This is a genomic window from Neorhizobium sp. USDA 3394 (assembly GCF_056280385.1).
This window is the reverse complement of the sequence record NZ_JBWCDU010000001.1, coordinates 3,557,410-3,579,338: the sequence shown is the minus strand read 5'-3', so window position 1 is coordinate 3,579,338 and position 21,929 is coordinate 3,557,410. Positions and strand designations below refer to the sequence as shown.

Sequence of the window (21,929 nt, the reverse complement as noted above, 5' to 3'; positions counted from 1 at the left end):
ATTTTTGCCACGTCAGAAGTCGACGTCGAAAGCGGGATAAGCGCTGGATCCACGGCGCGCTATCGGCGGCGTATCAGGCCACGAACATAACTGATGTAACGTTCGGCTGTTGTAGCGTCGGGAAAAATTCGCCGAGGCAAAAGCAGATGCCCGCCGTCGTAGAAAAGAACCAGCCAGTTGCCCAGCGTTATCAACTTCCTGAGCCGTTTCGGATCCAGTTCGATCAGCAGGCCGTCGCCCTGCGCCCGGACGATGTCGGGCCCGAATTCCGCCTTTATGGAGCGAATCTCGCGCTTTTCCGAAACGATAAGCGGGGAAGGGCCCGTCTTCCGGAACCTCTTTGCCAGGGCATCGTAAAACCCCAGCAATCCCATCAGCTTCTGCCGCCTCTCGAAATGGCACGACAAGATCGATGCCCTTCCCGAGTTCCGCATCGGAAAGCACGTAGTCAAAATGCCAGGAGACGTCCGTGAAACTCACGGACGGCTCCTGAAATTGCTGAGGCTTGTCGCCGGAGGTCACAGCGTGCGCGTGATATGCTCCACGCGGAAGCATTCGATCGTATCGCCGACGCGCATGTCTTCGTAGTTCTCGAAGGCCATGCCGCACTCCTGACCCATCGGCACTTCGCCGACTTCGTCCTTGAAGCGCTTGAGCGTCTTGAGCTTGCCTTCGTGGACAACGACGTTGTCGCGGATAAGGCGGACGCCGGCTCCACGCTCGACCTTGCCTTCGACGACGCGGCAACCTGCGACCTTGCCGACCTTGGTAATGTTGAACACTTCCAGGATCTCGGCATTGCCGATGAAGGTTTCGCGGCGTTCCGGCGAGAGAAGGCCCGACATCGCCTGCTTCACGTCATCCACCAGATCGTAGATGATGTTGTAGTAGCGAATCTCGATGCCGGAGCGCTCGGCTGCGGCACGGGCCTGGGTGTTGGCGCGGACGTTGAAGCCGATGATCGCAGCGTTGGAAGCCTCGGCAAGCGAGATATCCGATTCCGTGATCGCGCCGGCGCCTGAGTGAACGATGCGGGCACGGACTTCGTCGGTGCCGAGCTTGTCAAGCGAGGCGATGATCGCTTCGATCGAACCCTGCACGTCACCCTTGATGACCAGCGGGAATTCCTTGAAGCCGGTATCCTGCAGCTTGCTCATCATCTGTTCGAGCGAACCGCGCTGACCGGACTGGCGGGCAGCCGCCTTGTCGCGGGCAAGACGCTGGCGATATTCGGAAATCTCGCGAGCGCGGCTTTCGTTTTCGACGACTGCGAACTTGTCGCCTGCAGCCGGCGTGCCGGAAAGACCGAGCACTTCGACCGGGGTCGCCGGCCCGGCTTCCTTGACGTGGTCGCCCTTGTCGGTGACGAGCGCGCGAACGCGGCCCCACTGATCGCCGGCGACGATGATCTGGCCCGGCTTCAGCGTACCCTTCTGGACCAGCACGGTCGCAACCGCACCGCGGCCGCGGTCGAGCTGGGCTTCGATGACGGTACCTTCCGCCGTACGGCTCGGGTCGGCCTTCAGGTCGAGGATTTCGGCCTGCAGCAGCACGGCTTCGAGCAGCTTGTCGAGGTTCGTCTTGTTCTTTGCCGAAACCTCGACGTCGAGCACTTCACCGCCCAGAGATTCAACGAAGACTTCATGCTGCAGGAGCTGCTGGCGGACCTTGTCCGGCTTGGCTTCGTGCTTGTCGATCTTGTTGATCGCCACGATGATCGGAACACCGGCCGCCTTGGCGTGGTTGATGGACTCGATCGTCTGCGGCATCACGCTGTCGTCGGCCGCGACCACCAGGATCGCGATATCCGTCGCCTGCGCACCACGGGCACGCATGGCCGTAAAGGCGGCGTGGCCGGGGGTGTCGATGAAGGTGATCTTCTGGCCGTTCTGTTCGACCTGATAGGCACCGATATGCTGGGTGATGCCACCGGCTTCGCCGGAGACCACGTTCGCATGGCGGATGGCGTCGAGCAGCGAGGTCTTGCCGTGGTCGACGTGACCCATGATGGTGACGACCGGCGGGCGGGAAACCATTTCGCCTACGTCGTCGGCAACGTTGAAGATGCCTTCTTCGACGTCGGATTCCGAGACGCGCTTGACGGTATGGCCGAATTCGCCTGCGATGATTTCGGCGAGGTCGGCGTCGATGACGTCGCCCGGCTTCATCATCTGGCCTTCCTTCATCAGGTACTTGATGACGTCGACGGCGCGTTCGGACATGCGCTGCGACAGTTCCTGGATGGTGATGGTTTCAGGCAGGATGACTTCGCGCATGACCTTTTCGCGCGTTTCCTGCATCTGGCTGCGGCGGAACTTTTCCTGCCGGCGGCGGGTTGCGGCCATCGAACGGCCACGGGCATTGCCGTCGTCGTCCGTGCTGACCGTGGTCACCGTCAGCTTGCCGCGGCGGCGTTCGTCCTCGGTCTTCGGGCGGGCCGGAACCTTGGCAGGAGCAGCGACGGGCACGCGGCCACGGCCGGGTGCGCCACGCGGCGGGCCGCGATCTTCGTCTTCTTCGTCAGCGCCCTTGCGGCGGCCGGCAACCGGCAGTGCCGCAGGTGCGGCGCCGGGAGCTGCAGGCCGGGGAGCCTGGGGACGTGCTTCGCCCGGACGGGCCGCAGGGGCTCCGGTGGCGGCGCGTTCGACGGGCTTTTCGGCAACCGCGGGTGCGACGGCAGGAGCCTCGGCCGGGGCGGCTTCCACCGGCTCGACCTTGGGTTCGGCAGCGCGGCGGGCAGCCTCGGCGGCTTCCTCGATCTTGCGGCGTTCTTCCTCGACCTTGCGGCGTTCCTCGTCTTCAGCGCGCTGCTTTGCCTCGATGACTTCGCGGGCCTGCGCTTCCATCAGCGCGCGGCGACGGGCTTCCATCTCTCCGGCGGAGAGATCGTGCAATACGGCACCGCCCTGCCGTTGCTGCGGACGCTGCGGCTGGCTGGATTGCGGGCGCTGCGGCTGACCGGACTGCTGCGGGCGCTGCGATTGATTGGATTGCGGCGGGCGCTGGCCGTGCTGCGGCTGTTGCGGCCGCTGGTTCTGAGCACCCGGCTGATGGACGCGCGCTGCAGGAGCAGCCGCTTGCGGCTGGGGCGGACGCTGGGGAGCGACGACCGGCTGCTGCGCAACGGCCTCTACCACCCGCGGCGCAGGCGCCGGGGCTGCTGCAGGCGTGATTGCAGGCTTCTCATCGAGCGGCCGGGTCGGCCGCCGCTTCACTGTCTCGACGACGACCGCCTTGGTGCGGCCGCGACCCATGTCCTGGCGGACGGTACCCTGGCTCATCCCCGATGGCTTCAGTGTAAGGGTCTTCTTTACGCCCAGTGTCTTGTCGTCTTTGTTGTCGGTCATTCCGTTCCTGTTCCTTCGGACAGGAACGGATGGAAGCCATCAGAACCCGTCGTTTAATCCGTACATCCAAAATGGCGGCCGGCTTCAGCCGGTGACCGCGTCATAGTTTTCGCTGGCCAGCGCCGCCATCTGCTCCGGATTGACCGACATCGCGGTACCTTTCGAGCATGGTTGCGCGCTTCACTACACCCTCACCCGCCTGCCCTGCAAGCGCGCAAGCATGGATAAAAGCATTCTGGCCCATCACTTCGTCCAATTCCGCGCTCGTAAAGAGCGAAAAGGACGGAATGTCTTCCCCGGTATTCGAACCGAGCTTCCAGGCCTTGCGGGCCTGGTCTATTTTCCTCACCCCATCGGCGGCCGCATCGGCCGCATGGAACACTGCGAGCGCCGCGCCGGAGCGCACGGCGGCATCCACCTTCGTAGCGCCGGTGACGAACTGGCTCGCCTTGCGTGCCATGTTCATCATGCCGACGAGATCGGCGGCGAGCAGGCGGTCCACCAGCGCGCCGAGATCCGCATCCGCCTTCGCCTCTGTCTTGAGGGCACGGGCGAAAAGCTTTTTCTGGACCGCCCGGTCGACGAGCGACCGTTCAGCCTTGATCCAGCAGCCACGGCCCGGAAGCTGACGCTTCAGGTCGGGCACGACCTGGCCATTCGGGCCAGCCACGAAGCGGATCAGCGTTTCCGGTGATCCCGCCTCGCGGGTGACGATGCAGGTCCGGTCGTTCACGACGATCTCGCCCAGGTCATCATCGACACGTCCGTCGTCGTTCTCGTCCGGCTCATTCGCGAGCGGGATCATTCCTGCTCAACGGCGTCCGCCTCCTCCGCTTCAGCTTCCGGCTCGGCGGCACCCTTTGCGAGATCTTCCTCGGTGATCCAGCCTGCGGCGAGGCGAGCCTGGACGATCATGTTTTCAGCCTCGACGCGGGATACGTCGAACTTCGAGAACAGGCCCTCGAACTTCTTCGTCACGCCGTCCTTGCGTTCGCTCCAGCCAACGAGGTCGTCGGCCGCGCAACCGGCAAAGTCCTCGATCGTCTTGATGCCGTCTTCGCCAAGCGCGACGAGCATCTGGGCGTTCAGGCCGTTGATCTGGCGCAGTTCGTCCTCGACGCCGAGTTCCTTGCGCTTGGCATCCATCTCGCTTTCGATCCGCTCCAGGTATTCGCGGGCGCGGGTCTGGATCTCGCTGGCGGTGTCTTCGTCGAAACCGTCGATCGAGGAGATTTCGTCGAGATCGACGTAAGCCAGTTCCTCGACCTGGGCAAAGCCCTCAGAGGCCAGCACCTGGCCGACCATTTCGTCGACGTCGAGCGCGTCCATGAAGAGGTTCGTGCGCTCGTTGAATTCCTTCTGGCGACGCTCCGACTCTTCGGCTTCCGTCATGATGTCGATGTCCCAGCCGGTCAGCTGCGACGCGAGGCGGACGTTCTGGCCGCGGCGGCCGATGGCGAGCGACAGCTGCTCGTCCGGAACCACGACTTCGATCCGCTCGGCATCCTCGTCGAGAACCACCTTGGCGACTTCGGCCGGCTGCAGCGCGTTGACGATGAACGACGCCGGGTCCTGAGACCACGGAATGATGTCGATCTTCTCGCCCTGCAATTCGCCGACGACCGCCTGGACGCGCGAACCGCGCATACCGACGCAGGCGCCGACCGGATCGATCGAGCTATCGTTCGAGATGACGGCGATCTTGGCGCGCGAACCCGGATCGCGGGCGACCGACTTGATCTGGATGATGCCGTCGTAGATTTCCGGCACTTCCATCGTGAACAGCTTCACCATGAACTGCGGATGGGTACGCGACAGGAAGATCTGCGGGCCGCGCTGTTCGCGACGGACATCATAGACGTATGCGCGCACACGATCGCCATAACGCATGTTCTCGCGCGGGATCATCTCGTCGCGGCGGATGATGCCTTCGCCGCGACCAAGGTCGACGATGACATTGCCGTATTCGACGCGCTTGACGGTGCCGTTGATGATTTCGCCGACGCGATCCTTGAACTCGTCGAACTGGCGGTCACGCTCGGCTTCGCGCACCTTCTGGACGATGACCTGCTTGGCCGACTGGGCGGCGATGCGGCCGAAATCCATCGGCGGCAGCGGATCGGCGATGAAGTCGCCGATCTTGGCATCAACGTTGCGGTCGAGCGCAAGTGCCAGCGGGATCTGCGTGCCGTAGTCTTCGGCGTGATCGACGACTTCCAGCAGGCGCTGGAGCCGGATTTCGCCGGTCTTGGAATTGATGTCGGCGCGGATATTGGTTTCCGAGCCGTAGCGGGAGCGGGCAGCCTTCTGGATGGCGTCGGCCATCGCAGCCAGCACGATCTCGCGGTCGATGACCTTTTCGCGCGCCACTGCATCCGCGATCTGCAGAAGTTCAAGCCGGTTCGCACTCACTGCCATTGTCGTTGGTCTCCGTAGGTCAAACGATGAGGCCCTTCCTGGGAAAGGCACAAGTCTCTGTTCGGTTTATTCGTCTTCTGCTTCTTCGTTCTGGTTCGCGGCCTGCGCCTTGGCGAGCTTGTCGGCCCGAAGCGCGTCGCGGATCAGATCGTCGGTCAGAATGAGCTTTGCCTCGGCCAGTGCCGAAAACGGGATCGTTACCCGTGGTTCCTCGCCATAGGCGACCTGATCCCGCTCGATCGTGAAGCCGTCCGCATCGCTTTCGGTGATCCTGCCGCGGAACCGCTTGCGATTGTCGATCATGATCGACGTTTCGCATTTGACCAGATGGTTCAGCCAGCGGGTAAAATCCGACTTGCGGACCATCGGGCGGTCGATGCCCGGCGAGGACACTTCCAGATGATACTCCCGATCGATGGGATCTTCCACATCCAGGACCGGTGAAATTGCCACGGATACGGCTTCGCAGCCCTCGACGTCCATGGTGCCGTCGTTGCGCTCGGCCATGATCTGCAGCGTCGCGCCGTTCTGGTTCAGCATCCTCACACGCACCAGGCGATAGTCCATGGCGGTCAGGACTGGCTCGATGATCTCGGCGACCCTCAGGTCAAGCCCGGTCTCGATGATGAGCCGCGGCTCGTATTCGGTTTGCGGCATAAGCTCTCCGGCAATCATTGCCCCATAGCTGGGCCCAATGTCTGGGTTACAGTGATCGCCTAACAAAAAAGAGCGGGTCCGGTGGGGCCCACTCTTCATCGGACGATCAAGAATATGGGGTGCATATACGCTTTCAGCCCCCCGAATGCAAGAGTCGCATATTCTGGGGCTACAGCGACTGGAATTTGCCTCTGCCGCGTCTATAACCGTTTGGTACGACGCACGAAAGAACGAGGACAAAGTGCCCGATCGGATATCGACCCTGGCTCCCTTCAGGCACCAAACCTTCAGAACGATCTGGATCGCCAGCCTCGCCTCCAATTTCGGCAGCCTGATCCAGGCGGTCGGCGCGGCGTGGATGATGACCTCGATCACCGATTCCGAGGACATGGTCGCGCTGGTCCAGGCTTCGACGGCGTTGCCGATCATGCTCTTTTCGTTGATCGCGGGCGCGCTGGCCGATAACGTCAACCGCCGCACCCTGATGCTGACCGCGCAGTTCTTCATGCTGGTCGTGTCGTTGACGTTGACGCTGTTTGCCTATCTCGACCTCCTGACGCCCTGGCTGCTTTTGGCATTCACCTTTCTGCTCGGCTGCGGCGTGGCGCTCAACAATCCCGCCTGGCAGGCGTCGGTGGGCGACATGGTTCCCCGCGAGGTTCTGCCGGCGGCGGTGACGATCAACAGCGTCGGTTTCAACATCACCCGCAGCGTCGGCCCCGCGATCGGCGGGGCGATCGTTGCGGCTGCGGGCGCCGCCGCCGCGTTTGCTGTCAATTCCATGAGCTATTTCGCTCTGATCTATGCCTTGATGCGCTGGAAACCGGAAGGCCGCGACAATGCGCTGCCGCGCGAGACGCTTATGCGGGCGCTTTCGGCCGGTCTCGGCTATGTCCTCATGTCGCCGAACATTCTCAACGTGCTGTTCCGCGGCCTCATCTTCGGTCTTTCGGCAAGTGCCGTCCTGGCGCTTCTGCCGATCGTCGCGCGCGATCTCGTTTCCGGCGGCCCGTTGACCTACGGCATCATGCTCGGCGCCTTCGGCGTCGGCGCGATCGCCGGTGCCATGGGCAATTCGCGCCTGCGCGAAAAGCTGTCGAGCGAGTCGATCGTCCGCCTGTCGTTTCTGGGTTTTGCTGCGAGCGCCGCGATCATCGCGATGAGTTCAAGCACGCTGCTGACCGCGGTCGTCCTGCTCGTGCCCGGCGCCTGCTGGGTGCTGGCATTGTCGCTGTTCAATACGACGGTGCAGCTGTCGACGCCGCGATGGGTGGTCGCCCGTGCGCTTTCCTTCTACCAGACCGCGACCTTCGGTGGCATTGCCGGCGGCAGCTGGGTGTGGGGTATCCTGTCAGATACGTTCGGCGTCTCGATTGCCCTGACGCTGTCGAGCCTGGTCATGTTGCTGGGCGCTCTGGTCGGCATGCGCTTGCCGCTGCCGCAGTTCAGCGATGCCAATCTAGACCCGCTCAACCGCTTCAACGTGCCGATGCTGAGCCTCGACCTGCAGCCGCGCAGCGGACCGATCGTCTCCCTGGTGGACTACACCATCGCCGATGAAGACGTGCCGGAATTCCTGGCGCTGATGTCGCAGCGACGCCGTATTCGCATCCGCGATGGTGCACGACAGTGGGCGCTGATGCGCGATCTGGAACATCCGGAGATCTGGACGGAGACCTATCATACCGCCACCTGGGCCGATTACGTGCGCCACAACCAGCGTCGCACCCAGGCGGATGCCGAGGTCTGGGACGCGATCCGCACTCTTCATCGCGGCGAAGAAGGCCCCCGAGTCCACCGGTTGATCGAGCGCCAGACGATCCCGCCGAGCGACGACATTTTCCACAAGTCGCCGCCCGACCTGCACCACTGACTACCGGATCTTCCCCTTGAGCGACGGATCGGGAAAACACGTTGGAGCAAGCCCGTTCTTCGCCTGCCAGTCGCCGAGCGCACGCCGGGTCTTGTAGCCCGGCAGGCCGTCGACATTGCCGACATCGTAGCCCTTGGCGACCAGCGCCTTCTGCATGGCGAGGACGTCGGAGCGCAGCATCTTGCCGACATCGCCCCAGGGTGCCTGGAACGGACCCCCGCCGGAGGCGATCCGATCGGCGAGATTGCCGATGAACAGCGCATAGAGATCCGAGTTGTTATATTCCTTGATCACGTAGAAATTCGGCGTGACGACGAATTCCGGTCCGTTGCGCCCTGCCGGCACCAGCATCATGCCGTCCGCCTTGAGGTCGGCCGCGGGAAAGGCCTTGCCGGAAATGCGGGCGATGCCGGTCGCCGCCCAGGCCGAGATGGGCTTGGCGAGATCCGGCCCCTCCTGCGCGCAGGAGACCTTTGCGGGGATCGTCACTTCGAACCCCCAGTCGCGGCCGCGTTGCCAGCCTTCCTTCTGCAGGTAGTGGGCAATCGAGGCGAGCGCATCCGGCACCGAATTCCAGATGTCGGGACGGCCGTCACCATCGAAGTCGACGGCATATTTGAGGTAGCTCGACGGCATGAACTGCGGCTGGCCGAGCGCGCCCGCCCAGGAACCCTTCATCGTCGCCGCATCGACATCGCCCCGTTCGATCATTTTCAGTGCTGCGATCAGTTCCTCGCGGAACATGTCCTTCCGGGTCGACATGAAGGCCTTGGTTGCCAGAACCTGCACGGCCGAATAGGGCATCCGCGCCTTGCCGAAACCGGATTCACGGCCCCAGATGGCAACGACGATCTCGCCCGGCACGCCATAGGCTGCCTCGATCTTCTTCAGCGTCGCCGAATAGGTCTCCGCCAGCCCGCGGCCGGTGGCGGCCAGTCCCTGCAGCCGCTTTTCGGAAAAATAGGCGCCGGGAGAGGAAAACTCCGCCTGGCTCTGGTCCTGCTGCTTCGGCGGCGTTGACCCCGGCGGCACCAGGTCCGGCAGGTCCCAGTTCAGCGTCACGCCCTGGAAGGCGGTTTTCAGCGTCCTCTCGGAAATCCCCGACTTCCTGGCCACCGGCCCCAGATCGCCGGCGATCCATCGCTGGAACTGCTTTTCGACGTCGGGACGGTTCTGCGCGAGAGCGGGGAGGGGGAGAAGGGTTGTGAATATGGCGAAAACCAATGCGAGGACTCGCCTGGAGGCACCCCCCTCTGTCCTGCCGGACATCTCCCCCTCAAGGGGGGAGATCGGATGGGGGTGACGTTCTGCCCAAATCACAGCAAGCGATCGGAAGAATTGCGGCATGCGCAGCCTGATGGAGGCCGGCGCAGGATTCTTAGGAGGAAGCGAAGGGCGTGCCTCTGGCCGATCTCCCCCCTTGAGGGGGAGATGCCCGGCAGGGCAGAGGGGGGCGAACTTGCTCAACGTTATCCTCATCAAGGCTCCAACCAGCGAGGTAGATGGGATACGTCTCCACATACTCAATGCTTCCTCTAAATCGCCGTCCGCGCCCGGAGCGCCGCCGTCAGTGTGCCCTCGTCGAGATAGTCCAGCTCCCCGCCAACCGGTACACCATGCGCCAGCCTTGTGATCTTCACGTCGATGCCGGACAGCTGGTCGGTGATATAATGTGCCGTGGTCTGCCCCTCGACGGTCGCGTTGACGGCGATGATGATCTCGCGGATGACGCCCTCGTTCACCCGGTCGATCAGTCCGCGGATGTTGAGGTCGTCGGGGCCGATGCCGTCGAGCGGCGAGAGCGTGCCGCCGAGCACGTGATAAGCGGTGTTCATCGCGCCCGTCCGCTCAAGCGCCCAGAGGTCGGAGACGTCTTCGACGACGATCAGCATCGTCTGGTCACGGCGGATATCGGTGCAGACGGTGCAGGGATCGACGGTATCGACATTGCCGCAGCGCGAGCAGATCTTCACCTTGTCATAGGCTTCGCCCATCGCGCTCGAAAGCGGCCCGAGCAGCTGTTCCTTCTTCTTGATGAGATGCAGCGCTGCCCGTCGCGCCGAACGTGGCCCGAGGCCCGGGACTTTTGCCAGAAGCTGGATGAGTTTTTCGATTTCGGGGCCGGTGACTCGCTTTGCCATGTTCTCCCTTTAGCCCATATGCTTGAAAAACGGAATCGCGGAAGGACCGCTCATGAAACTTCTCGCCATCTGCCTCGGCCATCCGGAAAGGCTCCAGGGCAAGAGCTTCAAGACCGGCATCTACAAGTCGGCCGTCAATGCCGCCGTTTTGATCGACAGGCTCGGCCTCGTCGGGGATGCGGTCTGCAATGCCAAGCACCACGGTGGCGAGGATCAGGCGATCCTGCTCGAGGGCACGCTGACACTGGACTGGTGGGCGGCCGAACTCGGCCGTGATCTTCCGCCCGGCGCATTCGGCGAAAACCTGATCATCGAAGGCCTCGACAACCGCGACGTCGCCGTCGGCGACCGTTTTCATATAGGCGAAGTCGTGCTTGAGGCGACGTGCGCCCGCTCTCCCTGCAACACGCTTGCGGTGAAAATGGACGATCCGAAGTTCCTGAAGACCTATACCAAAGCTGGCCGCCCCGGCATCTATTGCCGCGTTGTCACCCCTGGCATGGTTTCCGCCGGCGATCTCATCCGCCGCGAACTTTATACCGGCGAGCGCGTCATGATCGCGGAAATGCTGGCGGCCGTCGGCAGGAAACTCTCGGAAACCGAAAGAGCCCGCTTCCTGGCCGCACCCATCGGCCACCGTTGGCGGCCGACATTCGAGACCTAGCGGGTCGCGATCGCCGCTGCCGCACTGGCCATCGCCCCGGCCGAAACCCGGTTTGCGATCCTCACGGCCCGGGGGCTCTTCAGAAACTGACGGGCCTTGGCGGCAAGCAGCACCCAAGCTAGGTCGACGACCACGAGCACCAGGAACATCGCGGCGACCAGTTCCAGCCAGCCGGTCAGTGTCACGCCGCCGAGATCGATGATCGAAGGCAGCAGCGCCACATAGAACATCATGATCTTCGGGTTGCCGAGAGTCACGGTGAGGCCGGCGAAAAACATCTTGAGCACGGAGCGATTTTCCGGAAGCTCTTCGCCTGAGCCGGCAGGCTCGGTGAACCACATCTTCCATGCGAGATAGAGGAGGTAGGCGACGCCGATCCACTTGATGGCCACGAAGACGGCATGGAAGCTCTCCGCAATGGCGGCAAGGCCTGCGACCGCAAACGAAAGCCATATGGCCTCGCCGACCCACATCGCCGCGAGAAACGGCAATACGTCGCGATACCCCTTGGATAGAACGCGCGCCACGAGCGCAGCTATGCTGGGACCGGGCGAACCTGCAGCGACGAAAAGTGCCGCTGCGAAAACCAGAAGTGACGTCAACGTCATGGGACCCTCCCTATTCCGTCAGACCCAGGATCAGAACGGCATCTTGAAGCCGGGAGGGATCGGCAGGCCGGCGGTCAGTTCCTTGGTCTTTTCGGCGGCGATCGCCTCGGCGCGCTCCTTGGCGGCCTTGTGGGCGGCGACGATCAGGTCTTCGAGGATCTCGACATCGTCTTCCTTGAACAAGGACGGATCGATCTTGAGGCCGAGCATCTCGCCCTTGCCGTTGAGACGCACGGTCACCAGCCCGCCGCCGGATGTGCCTTCGACGTCGAGAGCGGCGATTTCCGCCTGCATCTGCTCCATCTTGGCCTGCATTTCCTTGACCTTGCCCATCATGCCCATGATGTCGCGCATCTGTCTCGTCCTCTTCTCTTATAGCTCGATGTCGTCGCCGGGCAGGATGTCGCCCTCTTCGGATTCCGCGGTCGCCGGCGCCGGCAGGTCCTCGGTCTCGCTCTCATCCTCTTCCGTCACGCGGATACGTACGTCGGTGATCCGGGCGCCGGGGAACTGGGCGAGGATCGCCGCCACGTCCGGATCGGCGCGGGCGTCCGTGAACTGCGCTTCCCGCACGCTCTTTTCGGATTCGACCAGGGTCGGCTCTCCGGCCTCGTTGCTGAGCGTCACCCACCAGGTAATCCCGGTCCATTCCTCCAGCCGCGCCTTCAAGTCGCCGGCAATGGTCTTCGGCGCGTCGCCGGAAAGGTTGATCTCCAGCCGGCCGGGCTCGATCTTCACCAACCGCACGAAGTTGCGCAACAGCGCCTTCAGCCGCGGATCGCGGTTCTTGGAGCAGAGATCGGCGATATCCGATATCGAATTGACCGCAACCTTCGGCACCGGCTTTTCAGCCGGCTGTTCTTCCACGCGGCCGACGGGGATTTCCCGCGGCATGGTGTTCGGCACGGCCTGCAGCATGGCGGTCGGCCCACCGGCCGGAATGCGCGGGGCCGACATCTCGGTGCCGCGCGCATTGACCGGCGACTGCGGCGGCGAAACGGGACGCCCACCGCCATTGCCGTTCGGAACCGGCGCCCGCTGGCCGTCGCCATTGGAGAAATCGGCAAGCCTGCGGGCGGCATCTTCCGGCGAGGGAAGGTGGGCCGCATGCGTCAGCCGGATCAGCACCATTTCGGCCGCACCCGCCGGGCGCGAGGAGTTTTCCGCTTCCGGAATGCCCTTCAAGAGCATCTGCCAGATGCGCGACAGGGTGCTGACCGCCACGCCGTCCGCAAATTCCCGGCCGCGCACGCGCTCCACTTCGCTGATCGAAGGATCGTTGGCGGCGTCCGGGATATATTTGAAACGGGTGGTCAGATGGGTGAAATCGGCAAGGTCGGTCAACACCACGACCGGATTGGCGCCGGCCTCGTATTGCGCCGTGAATTCCGAAAGCGCCGCCGTCACGTCGCCGCGCACGATGTGCTCGAAGAGGTCGACGATGCGCGCTCGGTCGGCAAGCCCCAGCATGCCGCGTACCGTTTCGGCAACCACACTGCCGCCGCCATGCGCAATCGCCTGGTCGAGCAGCGACAGGCCGTCGCGCGCCGAACCTTCGGCGGCACGGGCGATCATCGCGAGCGCCTCCTGCTCGGCCGGAATGCCTTCCTTATCGAGGATCGTCGTGAACAGCCCAACAAGATCGGCGGCGCTGATGCGGCGCAGGTCGAATCGCTGGCAGCGCGACAGCACGGTGATCGGAACTTTGCGGATCTCGGTCGTCGCGAAGATGAATTTCACATGTTCCGGCGGCTCTTCGAGCGTCTTCAACAGGCCGTTGAAGGCCTGTGTCGAGAGCATGTGCACTTCGTCGATGATGTAGACTTTGTAACGCGCCGAGACCGGGCGGTAGCGCACCTGCTCGATGATCTCTCTTATATCGTCGATGCCGGTATGGGAGGCGGCGTCCATCTCGATCACGTCGACATGCCGGCCTTCCATGATCGCCTGGCAGTGTTCGCCGGGTATCCTGAGGTCGATTGTCGGTTTGTCGATGTCAGTCGTCCGGTAGTTCAGCGCACGGGCGAGGATACGGGCGGTCGTCGTCTTGCCGACTCCGCGAACGCCGGTCAGCATATAGGCCTGGGCGATGCGGCCGGTCTCGAACGCGTTGGTCAGCGTGCGGACCATCGGCTCCTGGCCGACCATCAGGTCCGAGAAATCCTTGGGGCGGTATTTGCGGGCGAGCACGCGGTACCCGCTGCCTGCGGCGGGATTGGCGGCGGAGGTGCTTGAAGATGTGGGCCCGGTATCGCTCATTCAGTCCTGCCAGCCTGCGCGGGCCAATCCTGAGCACGGTCTTGACCGGGCCGGAAGCTGACCAAGATGGTAGTACAAGTAAAAGGGTGGGAGGCTGGCACGGCGACCCGTGCCTGGCTCGTTAGGGCTGCTTCCTTCCGGACCTGACCCGGTTGGCGAGTGGCTCGTCCACCACCAACCTCCCGCTTCCCATATCGTCAATAACGCTTCCAAATGCAAGCCAACCCTGTAAAAAACTGCTATCGAACAGAAAAACAAGCGAGGAAAGTTTGAGCGAATTCGAACTGGACGGCAGGATTGCCCGCGATTCCGATCTTGTGACGGTGCTCGGCCTCTGCCAGCTCCGCATCCAGAACGACAGCCGCTGGCCCTGGCTGGTCATGGTGCCGCAACGCGCGGGCATGACCGAGATCTTCGAGCTTTCGCCGGAAGAGCAGGCGCTGCTCTCCGCCGAGGTCAACAAGGTGGCAGCGGCCCTGAAGACGGTGACCGGCGCCACCAAGATCAATGTCGGCGCGCTCGGCAATATCGTCCGCCAGCTGCATGTCCATGTCATTGCAAGGTTCGAAGGCGATCCGAACTGGCCCGGCCCGATCTGGGGTTTCGGCCAGGCGGCGCCTTACGGCGAATCACAGAAACAAGATTTCCTCAACAAACTGGTTGAAGCGCTTTCATGACCGCGACCCTTTTCGAGACCGACGCACCCCATCCCGAACCGAGCACGCTGACGGCGTTTTCCGGCAACAAGCTGGATCGCCGGGCCGAGTACCGAGAAGACGACTGCGTCGAAAAGGCGCTTGCCGTCGAGGGCGCCCATATCCTCGCCTTCACCGGCAGCCGGGTGATCCTCAAGCATGACAGCCAGATCCTCGACCCGCTGTTTTCGCCCTACGAGCTTGCGGAACTCAAGCCGGATTTCGACAATGCCGTGCTGCTCGGTTACCACGAGACGGGCGAGCCGCGCATCGCCGTCCCGGTGCTGATCGCCGCAGAAGAGCTGGCAGGCCACTACAAGCCGACCGAGGCCCGCGCGCTTTTCCGCGACCAGCTGATCGAAGGCGAGCTGCAGGGCGAGGTCGCCCAGGCTGTCGCGCTGCTCAACTGGAACGCCGCCAACAAGTTCTGCGGCAAATGCGGATCGCCGACCGAAACCAGGATCGGCGGCTACAAACGGGTCTGCACCCAGTGCCAGCACATGACCTTTCCGCGCACCGATCCGGTGGTGATCATGCTCACCATAGACATGGAGCGCGACCGCTGCCTGCTTGGCCGCAGCCACCATTTCCAGGAGGGCATGTATTCCTGCCTCGCCGGCTTCGTGGAGCCGGGCGAAACGATCGAAGATGCGGTTCGCCGCGAGACCTTCGAGGAATCCGGCATCGAGACCGGCCGGGTGCGTTACCACGCCTCGCAGCCCTGGCCGATGCCGCATTCGCTGATGATCGGCTGTTACGCCGAGGCGAAATCCACCGAGATCAAGATCGATCCGCAGGAAATGGCGGATGTCCGCTGGTTCGAGCGGGCCGAGGCCGAGGCCATGCTCGATGCCGGCCCGGACGCTCCGGTTTTCGCTCCGGTCAGGGGGGCGATCGCCCATCGCCTGCTGCGCGACTGGATCGAGTGGGCGAGGAGCGATCAGGCGTAGCCTGAGCAATCGATCCAGTGAATCGATCGCAGCGTCGAACGCCCTGAGCCCAAGCGAAGGGCCGGCGGTCCGGCCGAATCGAGCTCGACTTCATCATGGGGCCGGAGGGTTTCAGCAAAATGACCGTTGCCCGCTCCGAGCGCCTGCTGGCCCTTCTCCAGACGCTCCGGCGCTACCGCCAGCCTGTCAGCGGCGCCAAGCTCGCCGCGGAGACCGGCGTCAGCCTGCGCACGCTTTACCGCGATATCGCGAGCCTACAGGCTCAAGGCGCCTTCATCGAAGGCGAGGCGGGTCTCGGCTACGTATTGCGGCCCGGTTTCATGCTGCCGCCAATGATGTTCTCGCAGGAGGAGATCGAGGCTTTGGTGCTTGGCTCCCGCTGGGTGGCGAAGACTGCCGATCCGCGGTTGGCCGCGGGCGCCGTCGATGCGCTGGCAAAAATTGCCGCCGTCCTGCCGGCAGATCTCAGGCAGGAACTCGACAGTTCGACGCTACTTGTCGCCTCGCCGCGGCGAGGTGAGGACAGGGCCGATCTCGGCATGATCCGAAGGGCGATCCGCGCCGAGCGTATCCTCGACCTCACCTATGAGGACGAAAAGGGGGCTTTGACCCATCGGAAAGTCTGGCCGTTCGCCCTCGGCTTCTTCGACAGCGTCAGGGTCATGATCGCCTGGTGCGAGCTCCGGCAGGATTTCCGGCATTTCCGCACGGACCGTATTGCATCCGCAGTCTCGACGGAAAAGCGTTATCCGCGCCGCAGGCAGGTGCTTCTCAAGGAGTGGCGGGAGAAGGAGGGAATTCCGCCTCAGCCGTGAAGGCTGCTGCCATTATCTGACAGTAGGCTGCGATAATCTCCGGTCAGTCCCAACCAAAGGAGAACTGACATGGTCCACCCCGATTTCACCATCCTCTTCGTCGACAATCCGCTCGCCAGCGCCGATTTCTACCAGTCCCTGTTCGGTACCGATCCCGTGGAAAGATCCCCGACCTTTGCTCTCTTCGTGCTGAACACCGGTATGAAGTTCGGTCTCTGGTCGCGCCACACCGCCGAGCCCTCGGTAACGGCCGGCACGGGCGCATCGGAGATCTGCTTCAAGCTTGATAACGCTGCCGGCGTCGACAAGGCCTATGCCGACTGGACAAGCCGCGGCCTGCGCGTGCTGCAGACGCCGGTAGAGCTGGACTTCGGCTATACGTTCGTTGTGACCGATCCGGACGGGCATAGGCTGCGGGTCTATGCGATGGGAGAGTGAACCGCCTGATGGTGCGGCATCCCAAACCCTCCCCTTGTGGGGGGTAGCCGGCAGGCTGGAGGGGTTTCGATATGGAGCGAAGTCCCCTCCCCAACCCCTCCCCACAAGGGGGAGGGGCTCCACGCGAAGTCGCGTGTCACCCAGCTACTTTCATACGAGGCACACCAAGTGTCCCGGTCGATCCTCGGGTTTTATCCGAGGATAAAAACGCCAACAGCACCAAGGTGCTAGTGTGTCCAGCTTGGGCAACCGTTCCCAGGCTCGCCTGTCAGTTCTTCTGCAGCGCCCCGCGCATCGGGTGGCCCTTGTACGTTCCGAGAACCCTGACCTTCTCCGAAAAGAACCGCAGTTCTTCCAGCGCCCGGCGCACCGGCGCGTCGTCCGGGTGGCCTTCGATGTCCGCATAGAACTGGGTCGCCACGAACTTGCCACCGAGCTGGTAGCTTTCGAGTTTCGTCATGTTGATGCCGTTGGTCGCAAAGCCGCCCATCGCCTTGTAGAGCGCGGCCGGAATGTTGCGGACGTTGAACACGAAGGTGGTGACCAGCACCTCGTCGGGATTGTTCCGCTGCACCCATTTTTCGTCGCGGGAGAGCACGACGAAGCGGGTGACGTTGTCGTCCCGATCTTCGACATTTTCCGCCAGTATTTCGAGACCATAGAGGTCAGCCGCAAGCCGCGGCGCGAGAGCGGCCATGGTGCGGTCGCCCTTTTCGGCCACCATCTTGGCGGAGCCGGCCGTGTCGCCCGCGACGACGGCCTTCCAGCCGTTCGAGCGGATGATCTTGCGGCACTGGCCGAGCGCATGGATATGGCTGTGTACGGTACGGATTTCCTCGTGTGTCACGCCGGGCAGCACCATCAGCTGGAAGCGGATCGGCATGAAATATTCGCCGATGATATGCAGCCGCGATTCTGGCAGCAGGTGATGGATATCTGCGACGCGTCCGGCGATCGTGTTCTCGATCGGGATCATCGCCAGGTCCGCATCGCCGTTTTCGAGCGCCTGGAAGGCGTCCTCGAAAGTCGGGCAGGGAAGCGGTTCCATGGTGGGGAACATGTCGCGGCAGGCCATGTCGGAATTGGCGCCGAAATCGCCCTGGAAGGCGATGCGATTGGTGAGTGCGTTCATGGGGTTATCCGTTACGAGGAGGCACGGGCAAAGAGGATCGCGCGGGCCTTTTCAAGGTCGGCGGGAGTATCGACGCCTAATGGAACCGAGTCAACGATCTCGGCGTCGATGCGCATGCCGGCTTCGAGCGCTCGGAGCTGTTCCAGCGATTCGCGCTTTTCGAGCACGGACGGCCCGAGCGACACGAACTTTTCGAGCGCGGCGCGGCGATAGGCGTAGAGCCCGATATGGTGGTAGAGCGGCCCGTTGCCATAGGGGGCTGTGGCGCGGGTAAAATAGAGGGCCTTCAGCCGGGTGGCCGAAATCGGCGAGCCGACGATTTTCACCACGTTCGGATTGGTCTTTTCGTGTTCGTCGGTGATCTCGACGGTGAGGGTGGCGATATCGGTCGAGGGATTGTCGAGCGGGCGCAACGAGGCGCGCACCGCTTCCGGCTCGATCGTCGGCAGGTCGCCCTGGACGTTGATCACGAAGTCCATCTGCGCGTCCGGATCGGCCTTCTGGACGGCCTCGAAAATCCGGTCCGAACCGCTCTGATGGTCCTGCCGGGTCATCACCACGTCGAAGCCCGCGGCGGCCACGGCGTCGTAGACGTCCTGGTGGTCGACGGCGACGATGATTCGCCCGGCTTGCGCTTCCTCGGCCCGTTTTGCTACCTGCACGATCATCGGCAGGCCGGCAATATCAGCCAGAGGTTTCCCCGGCAGGCGGGTCGATGCCATTCGCGCCGGGATCAACACCAGCGTCCGGTCAAAAGCCGAATTCTTCATGAGAGACCCTTCTATTCCCGCGTAAACAGTGTCAAAAAGTCTCACGCGCGGGACGATAATCGTGTTGCAACAACCATGCAAAAGACATAGGTTCCGCGCGATTTCAAGATGGTCCGCTTTCTCATGAGGCGGTTGCGAAGGAGCATTTGCGGATGAACCCCTATGTCAATATGGCGGCAGGCGCCCTGCTTGCTACTGTTTTCGTCTTGATGTCGGTGTCCATTGCCTCGGAAGGCATTTTCCATTCGGAGGTACCCGAGAAGGCAGGTTTTGCCATCGTCGCCGCCGAAGAGCCTGCAGCCGGTGAAGCCGCAGCACCCGCTGCCGCCGCCGTTCCGATCGCGCAGCTGCTGGCGAAGGCCGACGCCAAGGCCGGGGAAACCGCATTCAAGAAGTGTCAGAGCTGTCATTCCGGAGAGAAGGGCGGACCGAACAAGGTCGGCCCCGATCTCTGGAGCATTGTCGACCGCCCGATCGCCGGACATGAAGGCTTCTCCTATTCGGCCGGCATGAAGGAGTTTTCCAAGGGCGGTGCCGAGCACTGGACCTTCGACAACCTCAACCATTTCCTCGCCGCCCCGAAGGCTTTCGTGAAGGGCACGGCGATGGGCTTCGCCGGCCTGAAGAACGATGCCGAGCGCGCCAACCTGATTGCTTACCTGCGCACGCTGGCTGATTCGCCGGTTCCGCTTCCGGATCCGAATGCAGCCGCTCCGGCGCCCGCCACCAACTGATCGGCAATTCCAGGAATTGCAATTGAAATGCCCGGCGTCAGTCGGGCATTTTTGTTTGGGGCTTCGTGATCGAGGTGCGGCCGGCTCAGCCGAGCAGCCATGCCCAGAAGCCGACGGTGAAGACCCCGAATGCGGTGGTCATGCTGATCACCGAGGCTGCAAGGCTATGGCCGGAGCGGAAGCGTTGGGCGATCAGCCAGGCATTGATGCCGGTCGGCACCGAGGCGGTCAGCACCAGCGCCGCGGTCCAGTCCTTCGGCAGGGCAAACAGATAACTCATCAGGAAGACGAGCGCCGGCAGTACAAGGAGCTTCAGCACCGCGGCTGCCCCCGAAAGGCCGATATCGCCGCGGATCGGATATCTCGTCAGCGCCATGCCGATCGATATCAGGGCGACCGGGCTCGCCGCGGCGGAAATCTGATCGACGACGATGGCGATCGCCGACGGGAGATGCAGGCCGAGGAAATTGAAGGCGACGCCGATGATAAGGGCGATCACCAGCGGGTTGCGGGCAAGGTTGGAGCCCACCTGCCTGAGGACCGCGACGATGCCGCGTTTTTCGCCGCCGTCGACCTTGGCGGCCGCGCCCTCCATCAGGATAGTGCCGGCCACCATCATCAGCGGCAGGTGGATCGCAAGCAGGATGGAGATCGCCACCAGCCCATCCTTGCCGACGACTTGGGCGACCAGCGGCAGTCCGATGAAGACGTTGTTGGCGAAGGAGCCGGACATGCCGGCGATCACGCCGATCTTCGCATCCCTGCCGAAAACGCGGGTGGTGAGGATATGGCCGATCGTCCAGGTCATGGCGACCCCGAGGAAATATACGGTCCACAGCCGGAACGGTGAGGCGCCTTCGAAATGCGCATCCGCCAGCGTCCGGAAGATCAGCATCGGCACGGCGATCTTGAACACGAATTCGCCGAGCGCGTCGCCGGTCTCCTCCTTCAATATCCCGGTTTTCGCTGTCATCCAGCCGATCAGGATCAGGATGAAGAGGGGCACGACGTTCAGGAAGACGGAGGACAAGGGACAGGCTTTCTGTGGAGACGTTTTTATGCGTCTAACGCATGTCGCGGCTTGCGACAAATGCGTTTGGTGCAGAGAACCTATTTGGCAGGAACGCGCGGCGACAGGCGTCCAACAAAAAAGCGGGGCAATCCCCGCTTTCCCTCCTGGTCTCGTCCAGGACATCCGGTGGTCGGCCGCCAGTTCATCCGTGGTCGGCAACACAACCGGATCACCGAACGTATAACCTGTGATCGTGACAGCGAAGTGACGGCCTGGTGTCGGCTTATTGAGAGTAGGGGCAAAACGCCCGGATTACGGGCGGCGCGGTTATTTTCCCTTCCAATCGGTTCAAAACCCGAATACCGGTTTTCGCGACAAACTGCTTCCCAAAGAGGATAAAGACCGGATGCCCAAGTTCGACGTGCTCACCATCGGCAATGCCATCGTGGATATTCTCGCCCGCTGCGACGACGATTTCCTGAGCGACAATGCGATCACCAAGGGCGCGATGAACCTGATCGATGCCGAACGCGCCGAACTTCTCTATTCCAAGATGGGCCCCGCGGTGGAAGCGTCCGGCGGTTCGGCCGGCAACACGGCAGCCGGCATTGCCGGTTTCGGCGGCAAGGCCGCCTATTTCGGCAAGGTTGCGGAAGACCAGCTCGGCCAAATCTTCCAGCACGACATCCGCGCCCAGGGCGTGCACTACCAGACCAAGCCGGAAGGCACCCACCCGCCGACCGCCCGCTCGATGATCTTCGTGACGCCGGATGGCGAGCGTTCGATGAACACCTATCTTGGCGCCTGCGTCGATCTCGGCCCGGAACATGTCGAAGAGGACGTCGTTGCCGAGGCCAAGGTAACCTATTTCGAAGGTTACCTCTGGGATCCGCCGCGCGCCAAGGAAGCGATCCGCGAATCGGCCCGCATTGCCCATGAGCATGGTCGCGAAGTGTCGATGACGCTGTCCGATCCCTTCTGCGTCGGCCGCTACCGTGCGGAATTCCTCGACCTGATGCGTTCCGGCACGGTCGACATCGTGTTCGCCAACAAGCAGGAAGCGCTGTCGCTCTATGAGACAGAGGATTTCGAACTGGCGCTGAAGAAGATTTCGCAAGATTGCAAGCTGGCGGCGGTGACGCTCAGCGAAGAAGGCGCGATCATCGTTCGCGGCGAAGAACGCGTGAAGATCGACGCCTATCCGATCAGGGAACTCGTCGATACGACCGGGGCAGGCGACCTCTTCGCGGCCGGTTTCCTGTTCGGCTATACCCAGGACCGTTCGCTCAAGGATTGCGGCAAGCTCGGCTGCCTTGCGGCCGCCATCTGCATCCAGCAGATCGGCCCGCGTCCGATGGCGTCGCTCACTGAAGCTGCCAAGAAGCAGGGCCTCCTCTGAGGCCCCGCAGGGAAAAA

At 62.9% G+C, this 21,929-nt stretch carries 21 protein-coding genes and 1 other RNA gene; 8 read left to right on the top strand and 14 right to left on the bottom strand.

The annotated features are described in order from the left end of the window. Positions 1-59: 59 nt before the first annotated feature. The 5 genes from ACZ9EJ_RS17750 to rimP all read right to left on the bottom strand — a co-directional run bounded on the left by ACZ9EJ_RS17750 (position 60) and on the right by rimP (position 6,422). Positions 60-374 (bottom strand): hypothetical protein, encoded by a 315-nt coding sequence (locus ACZ9EJ_RS17750; protein WP_046641139.1) that lies wholly within the window; start codon positions 372-374, stop codon positions 60-62. 144 nt (positions 375-518) lie between these two features. Next, positions 519-3,347, bottom strand: coding sequence for a translation initiation factor IF-2 (infB, locus tag ACZ9EJ_RS17745; RefSeq protein WP_251090391.1), 2,829 nt, complete (start codon positions 3,345-3,347; stop codon positions 519-521). 100 nt (positions 3,348-3,447) lie between these two features. Further along, positions 3,448-4,152, bottom strand: a complete 705-nt coding sequence (locus tag ACZ9EJ_RS17740) for an RNA-binding protein (RefSeq protein ID WP_046634159.1) — start codon at positions 4,150-4,152, stop codon at positions 3,448-3,450. Further along, complete coding sequence (nusA, locus tag ACZ9EJ_RS17735) at positions 4,149-5,765, bottom strand: transcription termination factor NusA (protein ID WP_046639613.1); 1,617 nt, start codon at positions 5,763-5,765, stop codon at positions 4,149-4,151. The genes ACZ9EJ_RS17740 and nusA overlap by 4 nt, the downstream gene beginning before the upstream one ends. Positions 5,766-5,831: 66 nt before the next feature. Further along, positions 5,832-6,422, bottom strand: a complete 591-nt coding sequence (rimP, locus tag ACZ9EJ_RS17730; protein ID WP_038592094.1) for a ribosome maturation factor RimP — start codon at positions 6,420-6,422, stop codon at positions 5,832-5,834. 241 nt (positions 6,423-6,663) lie between these two features. On the opposite strand from rimP, the gene ACZ9EJ_RS17725 reads away from it, so the two are divergent. Further along, the gene (locus ACZ9EJ_RS17725) at positions 6,664-8,295 is read left to right on the top strand and encodes an MFS transporter (RefSeq protein ID WP_046639614.1); all 1,632 of its coding nucleotides are present in this window, start codon (positions 6,664-6,666) and stop codon (positions 8,293-8,295) included. Here the strand turns inward: ACZ9EJ_RS17725 and ACZ9EJ_RS17720 are convergent, their stop codons facing one another. Together ACZ9EJ_RS17720 and recR are read right to left on the bottom strand one after the other, a co-directional pair. Beyond that, positions 8,296-9,564, bottom strand: coding sequence for a lytic murein transglycosylase (locus tag ACZ9EJ_RS17720; protein ID WP_046639615.1), 1,269 nt, complete (start codon positions 9,562-9,564; stop codon positions 8,296-8,298). It lies immediately after the preceding gene. Between the two features lie 266 nt (positions 9,565-9,830). After that, a complete protein-coding gene (gene recR, locus ACZ9EJ_RS17715) occupies positions 9,831-10,436 on the bottom strand; it encodes a recombination mediator RecR (protein WP_037080040.1) in 606 nt (201 codons plus the stop codon). A gap of 52 nt (positions 10,437-10,488) precedes the next feature. Between recR and ACZ9EJ_RS17710 the strand changes: the two genes are divergently transcribed. Next, positions 10,489-11,100 (top strand): MOSC domain-containing protein, encoded by a 612-nt coding sequence (locus ACZ9EJ_RS17710; protein ID WP_046639616.1) that lies wholly within the window; start codon positions 10,489-10,491, stop codon positions 11,098-11,100. On the opposite strand, the gene ACZ9EJ_RS17705 is transcribed toward ACZ9EJ_RS17710, so the two are convergent. The 4 genes from ACZ9EJ_RS17705 to ffs form a co-directional block, all read right to left on the bottom strand. Next, positions 11,097-11,708 carry a LysE family translocator gene (locus tag ACZ9EJ_RS17705; RefSeq protein WP_046634147.1) on the bottom strand — a complete coding sequence of 204 codons (612 nt, stop codon included), beginning with the start codon at positions 11,706-11,708 and terminating at the stop codon, positions 11,097-11,099. The genes ACZ9EJ_RS17710 and ACZ9EJ_RS17705 overlap by 4 nt on opposite strands. 30 nt (positions 11,709-11,738) lie before the next feature. Further along, the gene (locus ACZ9EJ_RS17700; RefSeq protein ID WP_046634145.1) at positions 11,739-12,062 is read right to left on the bottom strand and encodes a YbaB/EbfC family nucleoid-associated protein; all 324 of its coding nucleotides are present in this window, start codon (positions 12,060-12,062) and stop codon (positions 11,739-11,741) included. Positions 12,063-12,080: 18 nt separating this feature from the next. Next, positions 12,081-13,967 (bottom strand): DNA polymerase III subunit gamma/tau, encoded by a 1,887-nt coding sequence (locus ACZ9EJ_RS17695; RefSeq protein ID WP_046639617.1) that lies wholly within the window; start codon positions 13,965-13,967, stop codon positions 12,081-12,083. An 86-nt stretch (positions 13,968-14,053) separates the two neighbouring features. Further along, positions 14,054-14,150: signal recognition particle sRNA small type (ffs, locus tag ACZ9EJ_RS17690), an RNA gene on the bottom strand. A gap of 86 nt (positions 14,151-14,236) precedes the next feature. Here ffs and ACZ9EJ_RS17685 point away from each other — a divergent pair. From ACZ9EJ_RS17685 to ACZ9EJ_RS17670, 4 genes are all read left to right on the top strand, one after another. Further along, positions 14,237-14,644 (top strand): HIT family protein, encoded by a 408-nt coding sequence (locus ACZ9EJ_RS17685; protein WP_046639618.1) that lies wholly within the window; start codon positions 14,237-14,239, stop codon positions 14,642-14,644. Then, positions 14,641-15,612 (top strand): NAD(+) diphosphatase, encoded by a 972-nt coding sequence (gene nudC, locus ACZ9EJ_RS17680; RefSeq protein WP_046634139.1) that lies wholly within the window; start codon positions 14,641-14,643, stop codon positions 15,610-15,612. The genes ACZ9EJ_RS17685 and nudC overlap by 4 nt, the downstream gene beginning before the upstream one ends. 119 nt (positions 15,613-15,731) lie before the next feature. Further along, the gene (locus tag ACZ9EJ_RS17675; protein WP_046639826.1) at positions 15,732-16,427 is read left to right on the top strand and encodes a helix-turn-helix transcriptional regulator; all 696 of its coding nucleotides are present in this window, start codon (positions 15,732-15,734) and stop codon (positions 16,425-16,427) included. 69 nt (positions 16,428-16,496) lie between these two features. Further along, a complete protein-coding gene (locus tag ACZ9EJ_RS17670; protein WP_046639619.1) occupies positions 16,497-16,865 on the top strand; it encodes a VOC family protein in 369 nt (122 codons plus the stop codon). Positions 16,866-17,133: 268 nt separating this feature from the next. On the opposite strand, the gene ACZ9EJ_RS17665 is transcribed toward ACZ9EJ_RS17670, so the two are convergent. Then, positions 17,134-17,997, bottom strand: a complete 864-nt coding sequence (locus tag ACZ9EJ_RS17665) for a prephenate dehydratase (protein ID WP_046639620.1) — start codon at positions 17,995-17,997, stop codon at positions 17,134-17,136. 11 nt (positions 17,998-18,008) lie between these two features. Beyond that, positions 18,009-18,767, bottom strand: a complete 759-nt coding sequence (locus tag ACZ9EJ_RS17660) for a 3-deoxy-manno-octulosonate cytidylyltransferase (protein WP_046639621.1) — start codon at positions 18,765-18,767, stop codon at positions 18,009-18,011. 152 nt (positions 18,768-18,919) lie between these two features. Here ACZ9EJ_RS17660 and ACZ9EJ_RS17655 point away from each other — a divergent pair, with 152 nt between their 5' ends. Further along, entirely contained in the window at positions 18,920-19,501 is a 582-nt protein-coding gene (locus ACZ9EJ_RS17655) for a c-type cytochrome (RefSeq protein ID WP_046634131.1), read from the top strand. Between the two features lie 85 nt (positions 19,502-19,586). Here ACZ9EJ_RS17655 and ACZ9EJ_RS17650 read toward each other — a convergent pair whose 3' ends face one another. Further along, entirely contained in the window at positions 19,587-20,531 is a 945-nt protein-coding gene (locus ACZ9EJ_RS17650) for an AEC family transporter (RefSeq protein WP_046639622.1), read from the bottom strand. Between the two features lie 388 nt (positions 20,532-20,919). Between ACZ9EJ_RS17650 and ACZ9EJ_RS17645 the strand changes: the two genes are divergently transcribed. Further along, positions 20,920-21,912 (top strand): adenosine kinase, encoded by a 993-nt coding sequence (locus ACZ9EJ_RS17645; protein WP_046639623.1) that lies wholly within the window; start codon positions 20,920-20,922, stop codon positions 21,910-21,912. Positions 21,913-21,929 lie beyond the last annotated feature (17 nt).